The organism is Fodinibius salinus (assembly GCF_008124865.1).
In the GTDB taxonomy this organism is placed as follows: domain Bacteria; phylum Bacteroidota; class Rhodothermia; order Balneolales; family Balneolaceae; genus Fodinibius; species Fodinibius salinus.
Genome location: NZ_VNHY01000004.1, coordinates 278,385 through 297,614 on the forward strand (window position 1 = coordinate 278,385; position 19,230 = coordinate 297,614).

General features: G+C 42.5%; 14 protein-coding genes and 1 tRNA gene. 9 read left to right on the top strand and 6 right to left on the bottom strand.

The window, feature by feature from the left end; translation table 11 throughout:
- The first annotated feature begins 366 nt into the window (after positions 1–366).
- From LX73_RS11960 to LX73_RS11970, 4 genes are all read left to right on the top strand, one after another.
- Positions 367–1,035, top strand: a complete 669-nt coding sequence (locus LX73_RS11960) for a WbqC family protein (protein WP_148899739.1) — start codon at positions 367–369, stop codon at positions 1,033–1,035.
- Between the two features lie 57 nt (positions 1,036–1,092).
- Complete coding sequence (locus LX73_RS11965) at positions 1,093–2,253, top strand: aminotransferase class V-fold PLP-dependent enzyme (RefSeq protein ID WP_148899740.1); 1,161 nt, start codon at positions 1,093–1,095, stop codon at positions 2,251–2,253.
- A 63-nt stretch (positions 2,254–2,316) separates the two neighbouring features.
- The gene (locus LX73_RS13185; protein ID WP_281289679.1) at positions 2,317–2,439 is read left to right on the top strand and encodes a hypothetical protein; all 123 of its coding nucleotides are present in this window, start codon (positions 2,317–2,319) and stop codon (positions 2,437–2,439) included.
- A 5-nt stretch (positions 2,440–2,444) separates the two neighbouring features.
- Complete coding sequence (locus LX73_RS11970) at positions 2,445–4,181, top strand: sodium:solute symporter family transporter (protein ID WP_148899741.1); 1,737 nt, start codon at positions 2,445–2,447, stop codon at positions 4,179–4,181.
- A 237-nt stretch (positions 4,182–4,418) separates the two neighbouring features.
- Here LX73_RS11970 and LX73_RS11975 read toward each other — a convergent pair whose 3' ends face one another.
- Positions 4,419–6,917: a zinc-dependent metalloprotease gene (locus LX73_RS11975; RefSeq protein ID WP_148899742.1), complete on the bottom strand. Its 2,499-nt coding sequence runs from the start codon at positions 6,915–6,917 to the stop codon at positions 4,419–4,421.
- A 201-nt stretch (positions 6,918–7,118) separates the two neighbouring features.
- On the opposite strand from LX73_RS11975, the gene LX73_RS11980 reads away from it, so the two are divergent.
- On the top strand, positions 7,119–7,724 hold the full coding sequence (locus LX73_RS11980; protein WP_170245684.1) for a class I SAM-dependent methyltransferase: 606 nt from the start codon (positions 7,119–7,121) through the stop codon (positions 7,722–7,724).
- On the opposite strand, the gene LX73_RS11985 is transcribed toward LX73_RS11980, so the two are convergent.
- The 3 genes from LX73_RS11985 to glmS all read right to left on the bottom strand — a co-directional run bounded on the left by LX73_RS11985 (position 7,725) and on the right by glmS (position 10,848).
- On the bottom strand, positions 7,725–8,042 hold the full coding sequence (locus tag LX73_RS11985; protein WP_148899744.1) for a phage holin family protein: 318 nt from the start codon (positions 8,040–8,042) through the stop codon (positions 7,725–7,727).
- 95 nt (positions 8,043–8,137) lie between these two features.
- Complete coding sequence (locus tag LX73_RS11990; protein WP_148899745.1) at positions 8,138–8,497, bottom strand: Hpt domain-containing protein; 360 nt, start codon at positions 8,495–8,497, stop codon at positions 8,138–8,140.
- 515 nt (positions 8,498–9,012) lie between these two features.
- Positions 9,013–10,848: a glutamine--fructose-6-phosphate transaminase (isomerizing) gene (glmS, locus tag LX73_RS11995; RefSeq protein ID WP_148899746.1), complete on the bottom strand. Its 1,836-nt coding sequence runs from the start codon at positions 10,846–10,848 to the stop codon at positions 9,013–9,015.
- Between the two features lie 136 nt (positions 10,849–10,984).
- Between glmS and LX73_RS12000 the strand changes: the two genes are divergently transcribed.
- From LX73_RS12000 to LX73_RS12010, 3 genes are all read left to right on the top strand, one after another.
- Positions 10,985–12,184: a putative sugar nucleotidyl transferase gene (locus LX73_RS12000; RefSeq protein ID WP_170245685.1), complete on the top strand. Its 1,200-nt coding sequence runs from the start codon at positions 10,985–10,987 to the stop codon at positions 12,182–12,184.
- Positions 12,185–12,408: 224 nt separating this feature from the next.
- Positions 12,409–12,624, top strand: a complete 216-nt coding sequence (locus LX73_RS12005) for a cold-shock protein (RefSeq protein WP_148899748.1) — start codon at positions 12,409–12,411, stop codon at positions 12,622–12,624.
- Between the two features lie 175 nt (positions 12,625–12,799).
- A tRNA-Leu gene (locus LX73_RS12010) sits at positions 12,800–12,883 on the top strand.
- Positions 12,884–12,982: 99 nt separating this feature from the next.
- On the opposite strand, the gene LX73_RS12015 is transcribed toward LX73_RS12010, so the two are convergent.
- The gene (locus tag LX73_RS12015; RefSeq protein WP_148899749.1) at positions 12,983–15,076 is read right to left on the bottom strand and encodes an APC family permease; all 2,094 of its coding nucleotides are present in this window, start codon (positions 15,074–15,076) and stop codon (positions 12,983–12,985) included.
- A gap of 52 nt (positions 15,077–15,128) precedes the next feature.
- Positions 15,129–16,739, bottom strand: a complete 1,611-nt coding sequence (locus LX73_RS12020; RefSeq protein WP_148899750.1) for a bifunctional aminoglycoside phosphotransferase/ATP-binding protein — start codon at positions 16,737–16,739, stop codon at positions 15,129–15,131.
- Positions 16,740–16,941: 202 nt separating this feature from the next.
- On the opposite strand from LX73_RS12020, the gene LX73_RS12025 reads away from it, so the two are divergent.
- Positions 16,942–19,083: a prolyl oligopeptidase family serine peptidase gene (locus LX73_RS12025; RefSeq protein ID WP_148899751.1), complete on the top strand. Its 2,142-nt coding sequence runs from the start codon at positions 16,942–16,944 to the stop codon at positions 19,081–19,083.
- Positions 19,084–19,230 lie beyond the last annotated feature (147 nt).

Genomic DNA, 19,230 nt, shown 5'->3' on the forward strand with positions numbered 1-19,230 from the left:
TTGTTTAATTGGCCTCAAAAATAACGTTTCTCTGGCAGTAGTGCTAATAAGTAAAGAGTAAGGAGTAAAAATAAGGTTTAGCAATTTCGTAGAATTGATTTTCCCTTTTTGCAAATTCCTTGAGTAATCTTCTGTTATCTTGCACTCACTGAGCCGGCAAATCTAGCAATTAATCAGAAATAATGCGACACGACACGCCTTCAAGTCCCAAACTGCATTATTCGTAATTTCTTCAGGGATCACAGTCAACTAATATTGGTATTTCTATTTAATAAAATAATTATTGTCTTTATAGTACGACCAATGAACAAAACATTTCGCACAAATTAACCTCTCTTTACTCCTTACTTATCACCCCTGTAAGCAATGAAACTAGCCCTGCTCTTCCCACAATTTGCCCCCAATCTTTACGATCTCACCGCCATGCTCCGGGCAGATCGTATTATTATACAAGATGAAGAGCAATGGTCACGCAAGAGCCGTATCCACCGCGCCAAAATCAGAGTACCTCAAGGCACACAATGGATAAACATCCCCATCCGGACTGAAGACCGGAAAAAGGCCATCAAGGAAGTACGGATGGATCACTCTGAGGATTGGGTAACCCCACTGCTTCGAGCTATAGAGTACAATTACCGGAATAGCATCTATTATGATTTCTATGAACCGGAAATCAAAGCAGATTTCCAGTCGGCTTACGACTACGTCTATCTGATGGAGTTTGTACTTTATATTCAACAAAGGCTATTTCGGTTTATGGATATCAATGTGGATTATGAGTTATCAAGCGAAGTGCCAGAATATACCTCCGATCCTGATTTGCTAGCGAAAGAAGTCGGAGCTGACACGCTTATTCAAGAATACGACAGTAGGCATTACCAACGGCAAGCAGAACGATATAATAATGAGCTCTCGTTTGAACACCCTCAATACCACCAACATTTTGACGGTTTTGAGCCTTGGTGTTCGTTGCTGGATGTGCTCTTTCAGTTTGGTCCGGAAAGCTTCAAAATTACTGATAAACTACAATGTTGAATGTTGGAAAAGGAATGTTAAGTTATTTCCACTCAATATTGAAAGAAAAATTTACCAATGAATTGCCAAAAACATTTATTTTCTCTTGATGAAAGTCATCATTATCTGAACTGTGCCTATATGTCGCCGATGCTTACCTCGGTAGAAGAAAACGGCATAAAAGGCATCCGCCGCAAACAAAATCCTTGGGATATTACTCCCGAACATTTCTTTACTGACAGCAATACACTCCGCTCTCTTTTTGGTGAACTTATCAATGCTCAACAGCAAGACATTGCACTCATGCCAGCTGTTTCTTACGGACTGGCAACAGTAGCCAAAAATATTGATCCTGCCAAGGGTCGCGAGATTATTATTGCAGGTGACCAATTCCCCAGCAATGTTTATGCATGGAAACGATTTTGTCAAGAGCACGACTGTCAATTGAACATCATAGATCCACCGACAACATTGAACCAGCGAGGTCAACAATGGAATAAGCACTTGCTTAACGCTATCAATGAAGATACCCTCATGGTTGCCTTGGGTAATGTACACTGGACTGACGGTACCCTATTTGATCTTAATTCCATTGGCCAAAAAGTGCAAAATCACGATGGCTATTTTGTTATCGACGGTACGCAATCGGTAGGAGCATTACCAATTGACATCCAACAAATACAAGCCGATGCCCTGATTTGTGCAGGCTATAAATGGCTAATGGGCCCCTATGCCATGACTCTTGGTTACTTTGGAGAGAGACTACAAAATGGGATTCCTCTCGAAGAGGGATGGATCACCCGTAAGAACAGCGAAGATTTTAGTCGCCTTATTGATTATGAAGATGACTATCAGCCCGGTGCTCAACGGTTTGATATGGGTGAACGCAGCAATTTTGTTTTAGTTCCAATGATGATTGAGGCACTAAAGCAGATCCTTAGATGGGATCCAAAAAACATCCAGGAATATTGTAAGTCAATAACTACTGATTTAGTCCAGGAATTGCCCAAATATGATTATAAAATTGAAAATCCGGATTGGCGGGGGCATCACCTCTTTGGGATCCGGCTGCCAGAACATATAGCACTTGACGAACTTAATCACAAGCTGGAAGAACACAATATTCACCTTTCCGTTCGCGGATCAGCTGTGCGCATTGCGCCAAATGTATATAATGATGAGCAGGATGTTACTGCTCTGCTTGAGGTGCTGAAAGATGTTGCAACCAACAATACGTAAGGAGCAATAAATACTTTTACTCATTATCTATCCTTTAACAGCTAATAATATAATTCGATAAAAATGCCCGATACGTCATCAACGAACTCAAACAAGAAGCCTAACTACTGGCTTGTCTTTGGGGTCGGTATCGCCTATATCCTGCTACTCGGGCTATTCACCTACTTTTTTAACCTGCCCATTTAACCACTATGCACTGGATTGACTGGCTTGTACTTATCGCCTTTCTGGGATACACTATCTGGGACGGTACGCGCCATGGCAAAGAAAGTGACAATATTGAAGGTTTTTTCTTAGCCAACCGCTCCATGCCATGGTGGGCTATGGGACTTTCGGTCATGGCAACCCAGGCTTCGGCTATCACCTTTATCGGAACAACCGGACAAGCCTATGTTGAAGACATGCGCTTTGTCCAAATTTACCTGGCCGTGCCCTTCGCCATGATTATCCTGTGCACTACACTTGTCCCCTTTTTCAATAAACTGCAAAACTTTAGTGCCTACGAAGTCCTCGAAGAACGATTTGGTCTCTCAACCAGACTTTTTACCAGTCTGCTATTTTTATTTTCCAGAGGATTGGGACTCGGCATCATCATCGCCGCGCCATCATACGTCCTTGCGCTGCTGCTAAATATTCCGCTTTCTACAACTATTCTTATTATTGGAATCACAGCCACGCTCTACACTATGGTCGGCGGCATCCATGGCGTCATTCGTACCGACGTCAAGCAAATGGCCATTATGCTCTTTGCACTTGCTTTTTGCTTTTTCTGGATACATTATCAGCTTCCCGAAAACGTGGAGTTTTCTGACTCTTTGTACCTGGCCGGTACGCTTGGCAAGCTGGATGCCCTGGATCTCAGCTTTGACATCAGTGAAAAGTACAATGTGTGGACTGGTGTTATCGCCTCTCTCTTTTTAATGCTCTCCTATTTTGGCACTGATCAAAGCCAGGTACAGCGATATTTGACAGCTAAATCACTCGATGATGCACGAAAGTCTTTGCTTTTGACCGCCTATGCCAAAATCCCCATGCAATTTTTTATCCTGCTATTAGGCGTTATGCTGTATGTGTTTTATATCTTTGGCGCGCCCCCCATGAGCTTCCGCAGTGTAGAACCAACTGCCCAGCAGCAACAAATAGAAATGAAAGGAGAACAACTGCAAAAGCAGTATGATAGAGCCTACCAGCAACGAAAAGAATCGGCCCGTGAGCTGCTCCAAAATCGAACGGACAAAAATGCCCGCCAATTTCAGCAGGCCGACCAGCAACTAAATGAGGTGCGTCAGGCCGAACTGCAGCGACAAGAAAAGATTACACAATCCAGTCTTAATGACACTAACTATATTCTCCCCTATTTTATCCTCAATGAAGTTCCTATTGGCATCATCGGACTTATTGTTGCTGGTATTTTTGCCGCTGCCTTATCAAGTATCGACAGTGAACTCAACGCTTTAGCTACTATTTCTATTGTAGATTGGTATAAGAGGTTAGATTCTAAAGACAGAGATGAGGCATGGTATCTTAAGTCATCACGATTTGCAACCGTATTATGGGGCACTCTGGCAACGTTGGCAGCACTGGCACTCGGCGAAACGCGATCTATCATTGAACTGGTAAACAAAATCGGCAGTTACTTTTACGGCTCTATACTTGGCGTTTTTGTCTTACTGCTTTGGGTAAAACGAGCCAACGGTGTTGGAGCTCTAACGGGACTCATTTCTGGGATGGGTACTGTGTTTTTGTTCGATCGTATTTACACCAATCCCGGAAATGGTGATTGGGAAACAATAATGCCGTGGCAACATGTACCTGAAGGATTTACCAAAAGCATTGAGTATCTCTGGTTGAATCCAGTAGGGACCACCGTCGTTGTGGTCGTAGGTATTATCTTTAGCATGTTCTGGAATCGTTTTAAAAGAGAGTAGCACTTTTACTGCTTACCACCTTCTTCGTTTTCAATATCCAAGGGATCTTCGGCACTGCCCACAATGGCTTCCATGGCATCTGTGAGTGTTGCCAATCCTTCAATTGGTTCATGCGCCATGACCAAAGCAAGTTCCTAGCTTCCATTTTGAAACTGAAGAAGCATTCTTCAATCAATAAAAAAGCCCCGACTTTTACACCGGGGCTTAAAATGAATTAGAAATTCCGACTGTTCTTTATCAATCGTTATCCGGATTCAAAATATTTTCGATACGCTGTTCCGCATCCGTTAAGTGGACATATGTTGCCCGATCATCGATGCGACTTTTCGTATCCTGGATATCACTAAGCAACAATTCTAGCTGGTTGCGCACAATGGGCCGAATATCAGACTGGCTGACATCCACATCCGTCCAGCCGTAGAATTCTTTGAGCTCATCGGGAATATCAGGCAGTTCTTCGGTCATCAAATATTCCATCCGTTCGATATACGCTCGCTGCAAATTTCGACGGTGCACGCCAATAGCATCATTATCATCGAGCTCGCTCCATATTCCATTACGAACATCATCCATCATCTCAAACGCATCGTACGTATTTTGGGAGGACCGGGCATCAAACTCTATAAGCCGGGCGATACGCTGCGGATCAGTCACATCATCAAGTACGCCAGCCTGTGCACTGCGCAAATTGTCAACAACCGTTGATTGATTAACACGGCTTAGAATATCCTCATTGAGCATCCAGCTAGGAGTATTAAATGCATAATCAACAAGGAAATTCATAGCTCGCTGCTGTGTTCGTTCTGGCACAAATTCATAAACCGGCCCATCTTGGTCATAGGTCTTGTTGTTTTCATAAACTCCGCCAATATTTTTAGTGACGTGTCCCATATACCGGTTCCATTGGCCTACAATATTTCTATACAGCTCTTCGAGCTCCTGGTAATTAGCACCTTCGCGGTCAGTCCATTCCACAAGATTAGCGGTGATACGCTTGAGATTAGCAATCCCTAACTCACTTGCTTTCATTGCATCGTTACCGAGATCCTCATTTTGAGCGCGGGGGTCAATCTTGCTGGCTGTTTGCTTGCCATAAAAATAACGGGGATCGTCTGCACGTTCGCGGGTCCACTCGTTTAGCTTCGCTTCTTTTTCTTCCTTGCTCATACTGTCCGGGAACCAAGTATATCCCCATTTAACAGCCCACTTATCATATTTACCGATAGCAGGATGAAAACTCTTCACCCCATCGCCAGGCTGAGCAATATAATTGAAGCGAGCATAATCCATAATAGAAGGAGCCGTACCGTGCTCGGCTGTAAATGAAGGCGACCGAAGTGAATCTACCGGATAAGCATAGCTGGAACCGTAATTATGCGGCAGGCCGAGCGTATGACCAACCTCGTGCGAAGACACAAAACGGATTAATTCGCCCATTACATCATCCTTAAAATGAGCGGCGCGCGCATCGGGATTGGTAGCCGCCGTCTGCACGAAATACCAGTTGCGGAGCAGGTTCATTACGTTGTGATACCAGCCGATATCGCTTTCCAGAATTTGGCCACTTCGCGGATCATGCACATGAGGACCGTAAGCGTTCTGAATATCAGAAGCAAAATAACGGATTACCGAATAGCGCGCATCTTCGGGACTCCAATTGGGATTCTCTTCTTCTGAGGGCGGATCTTTGGCAATAATTGCGTTCTTAAATCCGGCCGCCTCAAAAGCTTCTTGCCAATCCTCGACACCTTCTTTTAAATACGGTCTCCATTTTTTAGGCGTTGCCGGATCGATATAATAGACAATAGGGTTGACCGGCTCCACCAACTCACCATTCATATAGGCTTCCTTATCCTTGGGTACTAACTTATAGCGCGTGATATGCTGTACTTTTTTAGCCTTATGTGCTTTGGTTCCATAATCCGTCTGTTGCACACTAAAATAACCCACTCGCTGGTCGTAGGAACGAGTATCCATTTTTTCATTCGGCAATAAGACCATACTGTGGTTGACCTCAAGCGAAATAGTACCCGTTGAAGAACTTGATGGGGGATTACTGGCCTGATAAGTTAACCAGTTGCGTGCTTCAATATTTTCGGGATAGCTATTGATATGATCAATGTATGAGCGGTCGGTATCCAAACGCCGTACCCGGTACGCTTCGCGGCGACCACTTTGTAAGCCCAAAGCGGGAATATCCGTGGAGTAAAGATCGGTTACATCAATAACCACGCCGGAAGAATCTTCGCCCAACGATTTGATATCAAATGAAGCAATGATAGGCTCAAAGTTAGAATTTCGCACAGCCTCATACACTGGTAAAGAATCTTTTGCTACATTTTCATACGAAACATGACGAAGCAAGATTTCATCATCTTTTTTCTGCCAACGAACAACTTGTGTATTAAGCTTTTCACCGCCGTACCCAATTTCGTTTTGTGTTTCGGCGATGCGCGATACTAGCAGCATTTCTCGACTCAGCAGGGAATCGGGAATTTCATAAAAGAAATCGGAATCAATTTTATGTACGTCAAAAAGACCCTCGTCGGATTCCGCCTCATCGGTTATTACCTCACTGTAAGGCTTCATACCATCTTCTGAGCCGGGCGGGCCTCCTCTTTTAGATTTTCTTGATGATTGTTGTGTTCCTTCGGACGTGGCACAAGAAACTATAAAACAAGCTCCCAACGCCATAAGACCGATCATTTTACAGTAGTGCGCAATCGATTTTCTCATAATACGTTCGTTGTATAAGTTAAACTTTAAGTGTTAAGGCAATAAGTACTATATGATGAGGTAAAGAGCTAAAGAATTATTAGCCATAAAATCAATTAACATTTTACTTTATTAAATTCATAAAACTAGCCGTGTCGAAACTAGTTATAATCCCAAACCTTTCTTACCTTTTACCAGTAACATGCAATAAACGGAGTCTCTTTGGAACATCTTCTTTACTTCTTTAAGGATTTAAAAAAAGTGGGTGCTGTTGCCCCCAGCTCTAAATTTTTAGCTAAAAATCTGATTGCAAAGCTACCGCAAAAAATTGCCGGTAATGAGTGTCCACCACTTAATATTTTAGAAATTGGAGCAGGTACCGGCCCCCTCACCAAACAGATTGTAAAACATTTACGACCTAGCGATCAACTTGATGTTGTTGAAATCCATAAAAAGTTTTTCCAGATCGTTAAAACAACCTATCGGCAAAAAAATATAACTGCCTACCATCGTGATATTCTCAAGTTTGAACCTGCCCGGAAATACGACTTTATCTTTTCGAGCCTTCCTTACGAAAATATGCCGGAAGATGTTAGCCGCAATATCTGGGAAAAAAAGCTTAATCTCTGTAAATCAGGTGGCCATATCAGCTATTTTAAATATGTGAAGTTCCGTAATTTCAAAAATGATTTTGAGGAACAAGTAGTTAACAAATACGGTCAAGAAAAAAAGTTTGTATTTTTGAATATCCCACCGGCTAAAGTTTACACCCTTCAAGTTGATGACAACAAGAATTTACCTATAATTGAAAAAACAAATATTGCCTGATTAGAAAAAGCCGAGATTCAATACTGAAAGAATAAGGCTGAATAACAACGCCCATCCCCAGTGATCGATTTTTAAGCCGTCAAGCAATCCATCCACAATCATCAGCATAAAAGCATTAATCACTAAAATAAATAAGCCAAAAGTGATGATGGTTAGTGGTAGTGCCAAAAATGAAATAATAGGTTTTACGAAGGTATTAACAATAGCCAGTAAAATAACTGTAGCTAACGCTGTAAAAAAGCTATTAAGATGTACTCCTTTTAACAGAGAGCCGATAAGAAAAATACCAACTGTATTAATCAAGAGAGATAAAATCATCGTCCGTACTGTAATTTCGTTCTATTTTTTTACTGTACGGATACGACAGAAAATTGTTACTCTCCAAATAATTTAACTATCTCTGGATTTGTCGCTTATGATTTTAACTCTTCAACTTTCTGGGCCAGCTCATCAAATGCCTGGTTGCAAATTTTCACAAAGGCAGGCACCTTTTCATCAAGTATTCCTTCCGGATCTTTATCTTCGGCTGCCTTTTCAATCGCAATAATAGGCTCTTGCCCTTCTGTCATACCCATATATCCAATGTTAGGCTTTATTTTATGGGCCAGATCTGCAAGATCTTCGTAGGCTCGTTTGGCATGTAGCTCTTGCATATCATCAAGAGTACCGGGAATATCTTCCAGAAAAGCTTCTACCGTTTCGATGATGATGGAATCATCACCCATTGACATTTCGTGTAAGGTTGACAGGTCTGTAATATTTTCTTTTGGCACAGAATTGGTCTCCGTTAGGAATTTTATTGTTTACCAGATCATTAAGATGATCAGAATGTACATAAAATTCCTGTCAATAGGAACCTTTAACCCGTGAGCATAACAATGCCGATAAGAATTAAGATTGTGACCTTAAAAATTATTGCCTTCCAATTCTTCATTTTTTACATCTCTAATAAAAATATGATTAAAATTTTCTAATAAAGGAGCTGATTGATAACGATAAGCAATTAACTTTTCAAGTTCTCCACATTATCTGAATTACTTACGATAATCTTCCCCCTGCTTATACAAGAGTAATCAGGAAGGCAATTGTTACACATATTTTCTTTAAAAGATGTAAAATATCTTTTAAAGAAAAATAGTTATCCACAATTACATAAATACAGAACAGGCAGTTAACTCAACAGGGTAGTGATCTATTGTCTATAACAGTTTCCAGAGGTTATAGCGTTTTATCAGTACTCCCTGTTGTCAAAAGAGAGTTGCAAGATTCTTCAAAAAGATAGAAGGATCTATTCAACGGTCACACTTTTTGCCAAATTACGAGGCTGATCGACATTACAACCACGATTGACCGCGATATAATATGATAACAGCTGCAACGGTATTGCTGTTAGTAGCGGGGAAAGGCAATCCTCCGTTTCGGGAATAGGACAGGAAAATTCTGAAAGGTTAATAACTTCTTCATTTTCTTCTCCAGTTATGGAAATAATACGTCCTTCCCGTGCTTTCACTTCCTCAATATTACTGATCATCTTATCATTCGTATGATCTGTAGCCGCAACAACTACGACCGGCATCATTTCATCAATTAATGCAATGGGACCGTGCTTCATCTCTGCAGCAGGATAGCCCTCTGCATGAATATATGAAATTTCTTTTAGTTTTAGCGCGCCTTCTAACGCAGCCGGAAAATTATAGGTTCGTCCCAGGTATAAAAAGTTGGGAGCATAAGAAAACAGCTTGGCCATATCTTTAATAGAGTCGCTATGCTCTAAAATTTCTTCTACCTTCCCAGGAATTTCATTGAGTTCATGAATAAGTTTCTTTGCATACTCTTGATCAATTGTACCTCGTTTTTGCCCCAGCAGGATAGCCATCATCACCAGCACCGACACCTGCGTAGTAAATGCCTTTGTTGAAGCCACTCCAATTTCTGGTCCCGCATGCGTATAAACGCCGGCATCAGTATCACGGGCAATAGTTGATCCCACAACATTACATACCCCCAATGACAATGCGCCACGTTCTTGGGCCGTACGTAAAGCGGCGAGGGTATCAGCTGTCTCACCACTTTGAGAAATAACGAGCATGACATCATCTTCATCAATCAGTGCTTCGCGATACCGAAACTCCGAGGCATATTCAACTTCCACCGGCAATTTTGCAAGATGTTCAAACAGGTATTCAGCTACCAATCCCGCATGCCAACTCGTTCCACAAGCGGCAATAATGAGTCGATCGGCATCAACAAGTTTATCAATCTGGTCTGCAATGCCACCCAGATGAATGGTATCATCTTCGAGATTTAGGCGCCCACGCAAACAGTCAGAGATAGCACGGGGCTGTTCAAAAATCTCTTTGAGCATAAAGTGCGGATATCCCCTCTTTTCAATTTCTTCTACACTCATGGCAAGCTCATGCACCTCTTTCGTAAGCTCTTCATCTTCTATGGTTTTAACATCGTACCCATCTTTATTCACAATAGCCATTTCACCATCATCCAAGTAAACCACCTGCTTGGTATGTTCTACGATGGGAGAGGCATCAGAAGCCACGAACATTTCGCCATCACCGATACCCAACAATAGCGGAGAACCTTTTCGAGCTACAATCATTTGGTCAGGTTCTTCAATATTCAGAATCGCTAACCCATACGTGCCTACCACCTGTTGCAAGGCAAGCTGCACCGCCTGCTCAAATGTCCCATTCCCCTGCTCATAAATTTCTTCAATAAGCTGAGCTACAACTTCGGTATCTGTTTCAGACTTAAATGTACGACCCTTGTTCTCAAGCTCTTTCTTGAGCGAGCTGTAATTTTCTATAATCCCATTATGAACAAGAGCAATTTTTCCAGACTCACTGACGTGCGGGTGAGAATTTATGTCATTAGGCGCTCCGTGCGTCGCCCATCGGGTATGACCAATACCTATAACACCTTTTATAGGGTCGGCTTTAAGCTTATCTTTAAGATTCTGAACTTTACCTTCGCCCTTCTTAATATCCATCTGCCCGTTCATCAATGCAATACCGGCAGAATCATATCCGCGATACTCAAGTCGCTCAAGCCCTTTAATAATAATATCACTTGCCTGTTTTTCTCCTACATATCCAACAATTCCACACATAAAATTACTCCAAAATTAGCATAACGATTTTTATTATACTGTCTCTCTCAGGAAACACTCAATGAAGGGTTAAAGTTACCATTCTGCAGGTTCTTATAAAAGAATGGTTCTCTTTAAAAACTTAGTCATTATCGATATGCAGATATGCTTTTTTGAGGATGATAGATGTGATGCTTTTCAACCACTGACTCTTACACGTCCCGTTGACAATCTGAGAATAGGCATCGATACCATCAGCGAAAAATGGAAAAAGGCACTGGGTACCAGCGCCAAAAGCCGGTTATTGCGAACCGAACTGGCTGAAGTGTTTTCTCGCGGAAAGATAGCAAGCAACGAGTCATGTCTTTGGATTAACAGTCGTTACTTACCCAGCGATAACCTTGTTGAAAGAATTAAGGATCTTGGTGATGGCCAGTGCCTTAAACACAACAAAACCATTATTGCTGCTCGGGTAACCGGTAGTGACAGCAAACTATGGCACAAGAAAAACAGTCCTAACTTCAGCAACCTTTTTGTACTTGAATCACCGGATTTTACTTCCATTACGCATCTGTGGGACCTGCTACAACTAAATGGACAAGAAATCGAACAAGACATTGCACGCTACACTATTCCCAAACCATCTAGTGGTACCAAAGCTGGTAATGTTGAACTACAACATCCAGAAAATATTTACATCCAAGAAGGAGCCACTATTGAGTCCGGCTGTGTACTTATTGCTGATGACGGACCTATCTTTATTGGCAGAAATGCTACTGTCATGGCGGGCACTCACATTCGAGGACCGGCAGCTATTTGTAAAGATGCTGTTATCAAGATGGGTGCTAAAATATACGGAAATACTACAGTCGGTCCGGTATGCAAGGTAGGCGGTGAGGTTAATACTACTATCTTTCACTCATATTCCAATAAAGGCCATGACGGCTTTGTTGGCCACTCCCTCATTGGCCAGTGGTGTAACCTCGGAGCTGATACCAATACCTCAAACCTAAAAAATAATTACAGCTCGATCCGTATCAACAAATGGTCTGATCGCCAAGAAATAGAAACAGGACAACAATTTTTAGGCACTATTATGGGCGACCACTGCAAGACAGCAATAAACACTCAACTTAACACCGGCAGCATGTGCGGAGTATGCTGCAATATTTTCTCAGCTGATTTCCCTCCTAAGCTCATCCCCTCATTCAGCTGGGTCGGATCAAATGTGATTCAAACCTATAAGCTGGACAAAGCCTTTGAAGCAATGGAAGCGATGATGCTTCGCCGGGATGTTCCGTTGACTGACGAATATCGACAAATGATGACGCAAATATTTGAAAGCCGAACCCCCTGATTAAACCATTAACCCGGACCGAGCCTTTTGCTGGCAGAGGTCTAAATCAGATCATACTAAAAAAATAAAATTAAAAATAGGTATTGTGCTGTAATAGCCGTATCATTGCGTGTTACATTTAATTACCCACCTACTAGTATATTTTTTTGGAACGACGCGTTTACTCAACTCCTTTCATCTGATACCACTCAATAGGTGTACACAAAGACACAATTATATATATTATGGCACAAGGCAAAATAAAATTTTTCGACACACAAAAAGGATTTGGATTTATTGCACCGGATGACGGTGGTGATGACGTCTTCGTCCACAGAAATAATGTCGAAAGTTTAGACTACGACCAAGGACTTGAAGACAACGAAGCTGTTGAGTTCGACGTTGAAGAAACTCCTAAAGGATTAAGCGCTACTAACGTTCAAAGTTTGGACTATAAGTAGTATTAAAAGTTTTTTTCGACTTTTTAAAAGCTCGCTTTTTAAGCGGGCTTTTTTTATTTGGTGATAAATTTAATTTCCCCCTCTTATTTTTACTGCCATCATAACAGCTAATTTTCAGCTGGTGGCGGTTTCAAATTTATTACGAAATGTCCTATATTTGGAACCGCATAAAAATGCCCAAGTGGCGGAATTGGTAGACGCGCATGCTTCAGGTGCATGTGGGGTTCTCCCCGTGAAGGTTCGAGTCCTTTCTTGGGCACTCAAACCCTTGCAAGGTTTTTTAGGATATAATATTATAGATGGGAGTTTCCGAAAAGGGATACTCCTTTTTTATTGAGAAAAAATATTGAGTACCCTCTTAATTATCACTTCCTCCCTCTTCTTCCTTTGACAACACCACCAGCGTGGGGCACGTTACCGCCTCTTTTATTTTGTCGGTAGTGCTTTTTATAAATGCCTCTTTTTCTTGAGACATTGACTCTACCAATACAAGCAAATCTTCATCTCCGGCTACCTGGGTAACCACCTTCACCATATTAGGAATTTCTACCTTTTTAGTACGAATCTGCCTTGATTTAAGTCCCGCCATCTCCAACTGCTCCCTGGATAACAGCTGTATCCCCTCTACGTCAATATCTTCTTGTTCTGTACCCACAATAAGGATTGTTATAGGCAGTCGGCTGGAATATGCGAGATCTCGCAAGAGGGTTGCCATACGCACATTAATTTGATCGAGACTGGATAGGGGAACTAACAGCCGTTTTAGTGATTGTATTTCACCGGGCAACAATAACGCCTGGCAGTGTTCCTCCTTCCCATAACGTGCCAGTGTTTTCGATATATCGGGCGTATAATTGATCTCTGACTCTACATCGATGCCATAGCGCTGTAGTTCATCACTAATTGATTCTAACTCTTCACTTACCTCTTCGCCCTCTTCTTCACGAGATTGTTCGGGAGCAGTTTGTTCCGGCACTATTTTATATCCTAAAAGAAATACTTTTAGACGCCCAAACGCTCGCAGTAAATAGTAGGGAAGACTTTCGCCGGAGTCCATCAGCTCAACAGGTAATAGTATTCGGGGTTCACGAAGAGACGGTACCACATGGCCGGGTGTGGGGATGTCCAAAGAGATATTTCTGGCATACACATAATACCACGCTATTGCGCCCGCGATAACTCCCGTTCCCAATAGCAGTGAAAGCGGACGCATCATTGCAATCAATCCAAAGCTGGCTATTGCCCCGAGCAGTGGTATCAATATTCCGCCAGGCACTTGGTAGGTTGGAGCGAACCAAAGCGGTTCTGATTGCCGTAACTTTATTAGCGACAGGCAAATAAACCCATAAATGACAAGGTGAAGCAAAGAGGCTACCTCGGCAAGGAGTTCTACGCGACCAAATAAGGTAATAGCGGCAATGGGCACGCCTACAATATATAAGGCAACATAGGGGGTGCCAAACCGCTCACTTATATTACTGATAAATGAGGGCAAAAAATCATCTTTACTCAATGCATACACCGCCCGAGAAGAACTTAGTATAGAAGCATTAGCACTGGATAATGTGGCCAATAGCCCGGCTCCTAAAATCCCATAGGCTCCAATTTTGCCAACCAATGTTTCGGATACGGCAACCATCGCTGTTTCTCCCAGTTCTGCCAGCCGATCGTTGGGAAGTACGCTGGTACTCACGAAAATGGTTAGGATATACAGGGTCATCACCACGATAACACTTCCGGCCAGTGCTCTTGGCAGTGTTTTATGAGGTTCTTTAATCTCTCCGGCTACGGTTGCAATTTGTACAAACCCCAGGTAGGAAGTAAAAATGACGGCGGTTGTGGTAAAGACGGGCCACATTCCTTCAGAGAAAAAGGGGGCAGGCCAGCTGCTTGTTCCAATGAGGCCGGCAGTATTTAGCAATCCGTACCCTAAAAGTACGGTAAGAATAGATGTTAATGCCATTACAACACTGTTCTGCAGATCTCCGGCCCGTTCGGTGCCTAACAAGTTGATTAACGTAAGAACCAGAGCCGAGGCCAATGCTACCAATACAACCGGGCTGCCCAATGACACTCCCAGCTTGCTAAAAAGCTCAACGGTATACTGTCCAAATCCTACCAGGTAAAAGGCACTGGCGAAAACAAGTCCGAACCATTGGGCTATTCCTACCACCATGCCGATCAATGGGCCAAAACTGCGGGAGATAAAATAATATCCACCGCCGCTTTCGGGCATTGCAGTTGCCAACTCTGCTGTGGGCAACGCTACCAGAAGTGCTACTATACCTCCCAAAGCAAAAGAGAGCATCGCAGCGGGACCGGCATAACCGGCAGCGATTCCGGGGAACACAAAAATACCGGCCCCTACCATTGTTCCGATACCGATAGCCAGGGCCGTTGGCAGTCCCAGGGTTCTCTCTAATTTATCTTTCTGCAGATGCTCTTCACTCATAAACCCAACGTAACAAGCAAACCAAACAAATGCACCACTTCTTGAAAAGGTTTTATCCCCGCTGAATATTAATATCGGCAAGCTTTTTATAGAGCCATTTCTGCGACTCACCCACAGAACAGTTCGTTGATATCTTTAGCATACACTCTTCCGGGATCTTCTTAGGTTCTTCGAATCTATTAGCCAAGGCTTCAAAATCTTCAAGACGTGCATCAGATACTACCCCTTCTTCATTTTCTCGTGCCTGTAGACGTTCTTTGATAATCATATCGGGGGCTTCTGTCTCAATAAAAAGAATGGATTCATCTATGACCTTCATCAATTTTTCCCGGGCTCCTCGTTTACTATATGTAGCATCCAATATTACACTTTCTCCTCCCTCCAATGACTGGACAGCATTATCCAGTAGCTTCTGATATGTTTTATCAGACATCTCTTTTGAATACACTTTATCCCTCTTCGATTCGGGGGATCGTTCTTTAAGTGAGAGACCAGCCATCTGTTTTCGTATTCGATCGCTGGAGTATCGTTTGATATTTAGTTTTTCAGCCAGGTGCCGTGCCATTGTACTCTTGCCTGAACCAACCCGCCCCATAACTACCAATACTTTGGGATGGGATCCCAATAGAGCATAACGCAAAGACAAATTAAAATAGCGATGAGCCTTTTGAGCAGCTTCTTCTCGTTCTTCTTTCGGTACTTCTTCTTCTCCACTTTGCAGACTCTTTACCTTACCCTTTACATAAGCTCGGTAACATTTATAAAAATCGATAATCTTAAGCAGGTCGGGATCTTCCAACTTTTTTGCCATCCGATCTATAAAATAGCGTTCTTCTTGCCATCGACTATTGAAGTCCAAATCCATTGCCAGAAATGCCAGGTCCACAGCCAAGTCGCCATACCGAAACCGCTCATTAAATTCGATACAGTCATATATTTGCACTTTATCCGGCGTTATATGGATATGCTCCAGGTGCAGGTCACCATGCCCGTCTACTATTCGTTTATCCTCTATTCGCTGCTCAAAAAGGCTTTGATGACGGTTGAAATATTCGTTTGTGAAGTACCGGATCGCGTCAAAGCTATTTTGTTCTATGGTATCACCGATAAAAGCTCTGGTCTGCTCAAAATTCTCGTCGGTATTAACTTTAATATTTTCTACTTGTCCCCATTGCAAGATTTTTTCATCCGGATCCTGATTGTTATAAAAATCTGCCAATTTATCTGCTACACGATCCAAGTGCTTATAGGTTAAAGAATCATCTTCCAGATAGGTGTGCAGGAAGTACTCTTCCGGCAGCAGCTTCATTTTTACCGCATATTCTACTGTATCTATATCTGATTGCTCTTCTTCTATGATTTTAAAAGAACCGTCCTCTTCAACTATTGATACTATTCCAAGATAAATATCATCGCTCAGGCGGCGGTTCAGATCTATTTCGCGCCGGCAATACTTTTTACGCTTTTTGAGAGTGCTATAATCCAGGAACCCAAAGTCGACCGGCTTTTTAAACTTATAGACATAGGGCGGGACAATAAATACGTGGGATATATGGGTTTGAATATGTTCTACTTCCTCCGGATCGTGAGGATAAAAGTCCGGCTGCTCAAGATAATTGATGAGCTTATCCAAAATATTTGAATCCAGCGTTTGCTCGCTCATAATGTCATAGTTATAAGGTTCGGCAATTACTCTATCAAAAAGATAACAACCCTGCTGTCAAAAGTCTTGTCCCACTGCAATTAAAGATTATTAATATAGGGCTCCTGAAAAAGCTTTTATGTTCTGCAATTGCACTTTTACGTTGATTACCTATTTTATAATAACTTTTAATTACCGACATCAACTTAAAAATTTCGCTGTTATGCAGAGCAAAATTCGACTCCCTTTCTTTTTAGTGATTGTTGCTTTCGTATTTAGTTGCACCCAACAGAAAGGCCCTTCAGCCTCCGACATTCAATATCCAGATACCAAGAAGGTAGATACTGTTGATACCTATTTTAGTACAGAAGTAGCTGATCCCTATCGCTGGCTCGAAGATGACAATGCTAAAGAGACTGAAGCTTGGGTAAAGGCCCAAAACAACGTCACTTTTTCTTACCTCAATGACATCCCATTTCGGGATGAGGTTAAGAAAACAGTTAAAACCCTTATTAACCACGAAAAAGTAAGTGCCCCCGACAAACACGGCAACTACTACTATTACTATAAAAATGACGGGCTGCAGGACCAAGATGTTTATTATCGAACCAAGGATCTGGAAAGTGATAAGGAAGAAGTATTTTTGAACCCCAACAACTTTTCTGAGGACGGGACTATTTCTATGGCCGGAACCTCCTTCTCTAATGATGGCTCACTAATGACCTATCTTATCTCTGATGGTGGGTCCGACTGGCGCAAAGCAATCACCCTTAATACCGAAACTAAAGAAGTAGTCGGTGATACCTTAACAGACTTAAAATTCACGGGTATCTCCTGGAAAGGTACTAACGGATTTTACTACAGCAGCTATGAACGTCCCAAAGAGGGCGAAGCACTTACCGCAGCTAATAAAAATCAAAAGGTCTATTTTCACGAAATTGGCACCCCACAATCCGAAGATCGCATAGTATTTGGCGATGATATTCAGCGACGCGGCATATCTGCAAATCTTACCGAAGATGAGCGTTTCCTGGTACTTTCTCCCTGGAAAGGCACCAGCGGAAATGAACTTTACGTCAAGGATCTCGAAAGTCCCAACTCCGATTTTGTACAGTTGGTAGACAACTTCGAAAATAACCACAGTATTATCCACAGCGAGGGTAACCGTCTGCTCATTTATACTAACCTGGGAGCTGAGAACTACCGCATCGCTGAAACAACCATCGATAACCCCAAACCCAAAGACTGGGAAACACTAATTCCTCAGAAGGAACATGTTCTCAATAGCGCTTCTTCTGCCGGTGGCTACCTGTTCTTGAACTATCTTGAAGATGCTAAGTCAAAAGTACAACAGTTTACGTTGGAAGGTAAGCATGTTCGGGATATAGATCTTCCCGCTATTGGATCGGCCGGCGGCTTCGGAGGAGAGTCTGAGGATACCGAACTCTATTACACCTTTACCTCTTTTACCTATCCCAGTACAGTTTTTCGGTATGACATTGAATCAGGCACTTCTGAGCTTTATGAGCAACCCGACGTTGCATTTGATCCTGATCAGTATGAAACCAAGCAGGTATTCTATGAAAGTAAAGACGGTACGGAAGTTCCCATGTTCATTGTCCATAAAAAAGGAGTTGAGCTAGATGGGGATAACCCCACCCTGCTGTATGGCTACGGTGGATTTAATATCAGTCTGACCCCCTCTTTCAGCACCCGATGGATGTCATGGCTGGAAATGGGCGGCGTTTTTGCGATGGCTAATCTGCGTGGCGGTGGTGAATATGGAGAAAGCTGGCATAAAGCCGGTATCAAGATGCAGAAACAGAATGTATTTGATGATTTCATCGCAGCAGGGGAATACCTTAAAGCTGAAGACTACACCAACCCCGAGAAGCTGGCTATTATGGGTGGTTCTAACGGTGGACTGCTGGTTGGTGCTACTATGACCCAGCGTCCCGACCTTGCCAAAGTTGCCATTCCACAGGTAGGAGTGCTAGATATGCTTCGCTACCACAAATTTACCATTGGAGCGGCATGGGCCTCTGATTATGGTCGCGCCGATGATTCTAAAGAGATGTTTGAATATCTTTACGGATACTCTCCCTATCACAATCTCGAAGAAGGTACCTCCTACCCGGCCACTCTTATTACTACCGCAGATCATGATGACCGGGTGGTTCCTGCTCACTCCTTTAAGTTTGCGGCTCGTCTGCAAGAATATCATACCGGTGAAACTCCTGTATTGATCCGTATTGAGACACGCGCTGGCCACGGAGCAGGCACTCCAACCAGTAAAACAATTAAGCAGCTTACTGATATCTTTTCGTTTACCTTCTATAACATGAATGAAGAACCGGGAAATTAACGAAACGTAACAAAAAGCAGTCTATACAATTTCTATAACAAATTCGTTGGCGATGCCATCACTCCAAGTGGTGGCATCGCTATTTATCACTTGGTTATAAAGATAGTGCGGTACCTTATAATCAAAACTTCATATTCCCAGCATTTA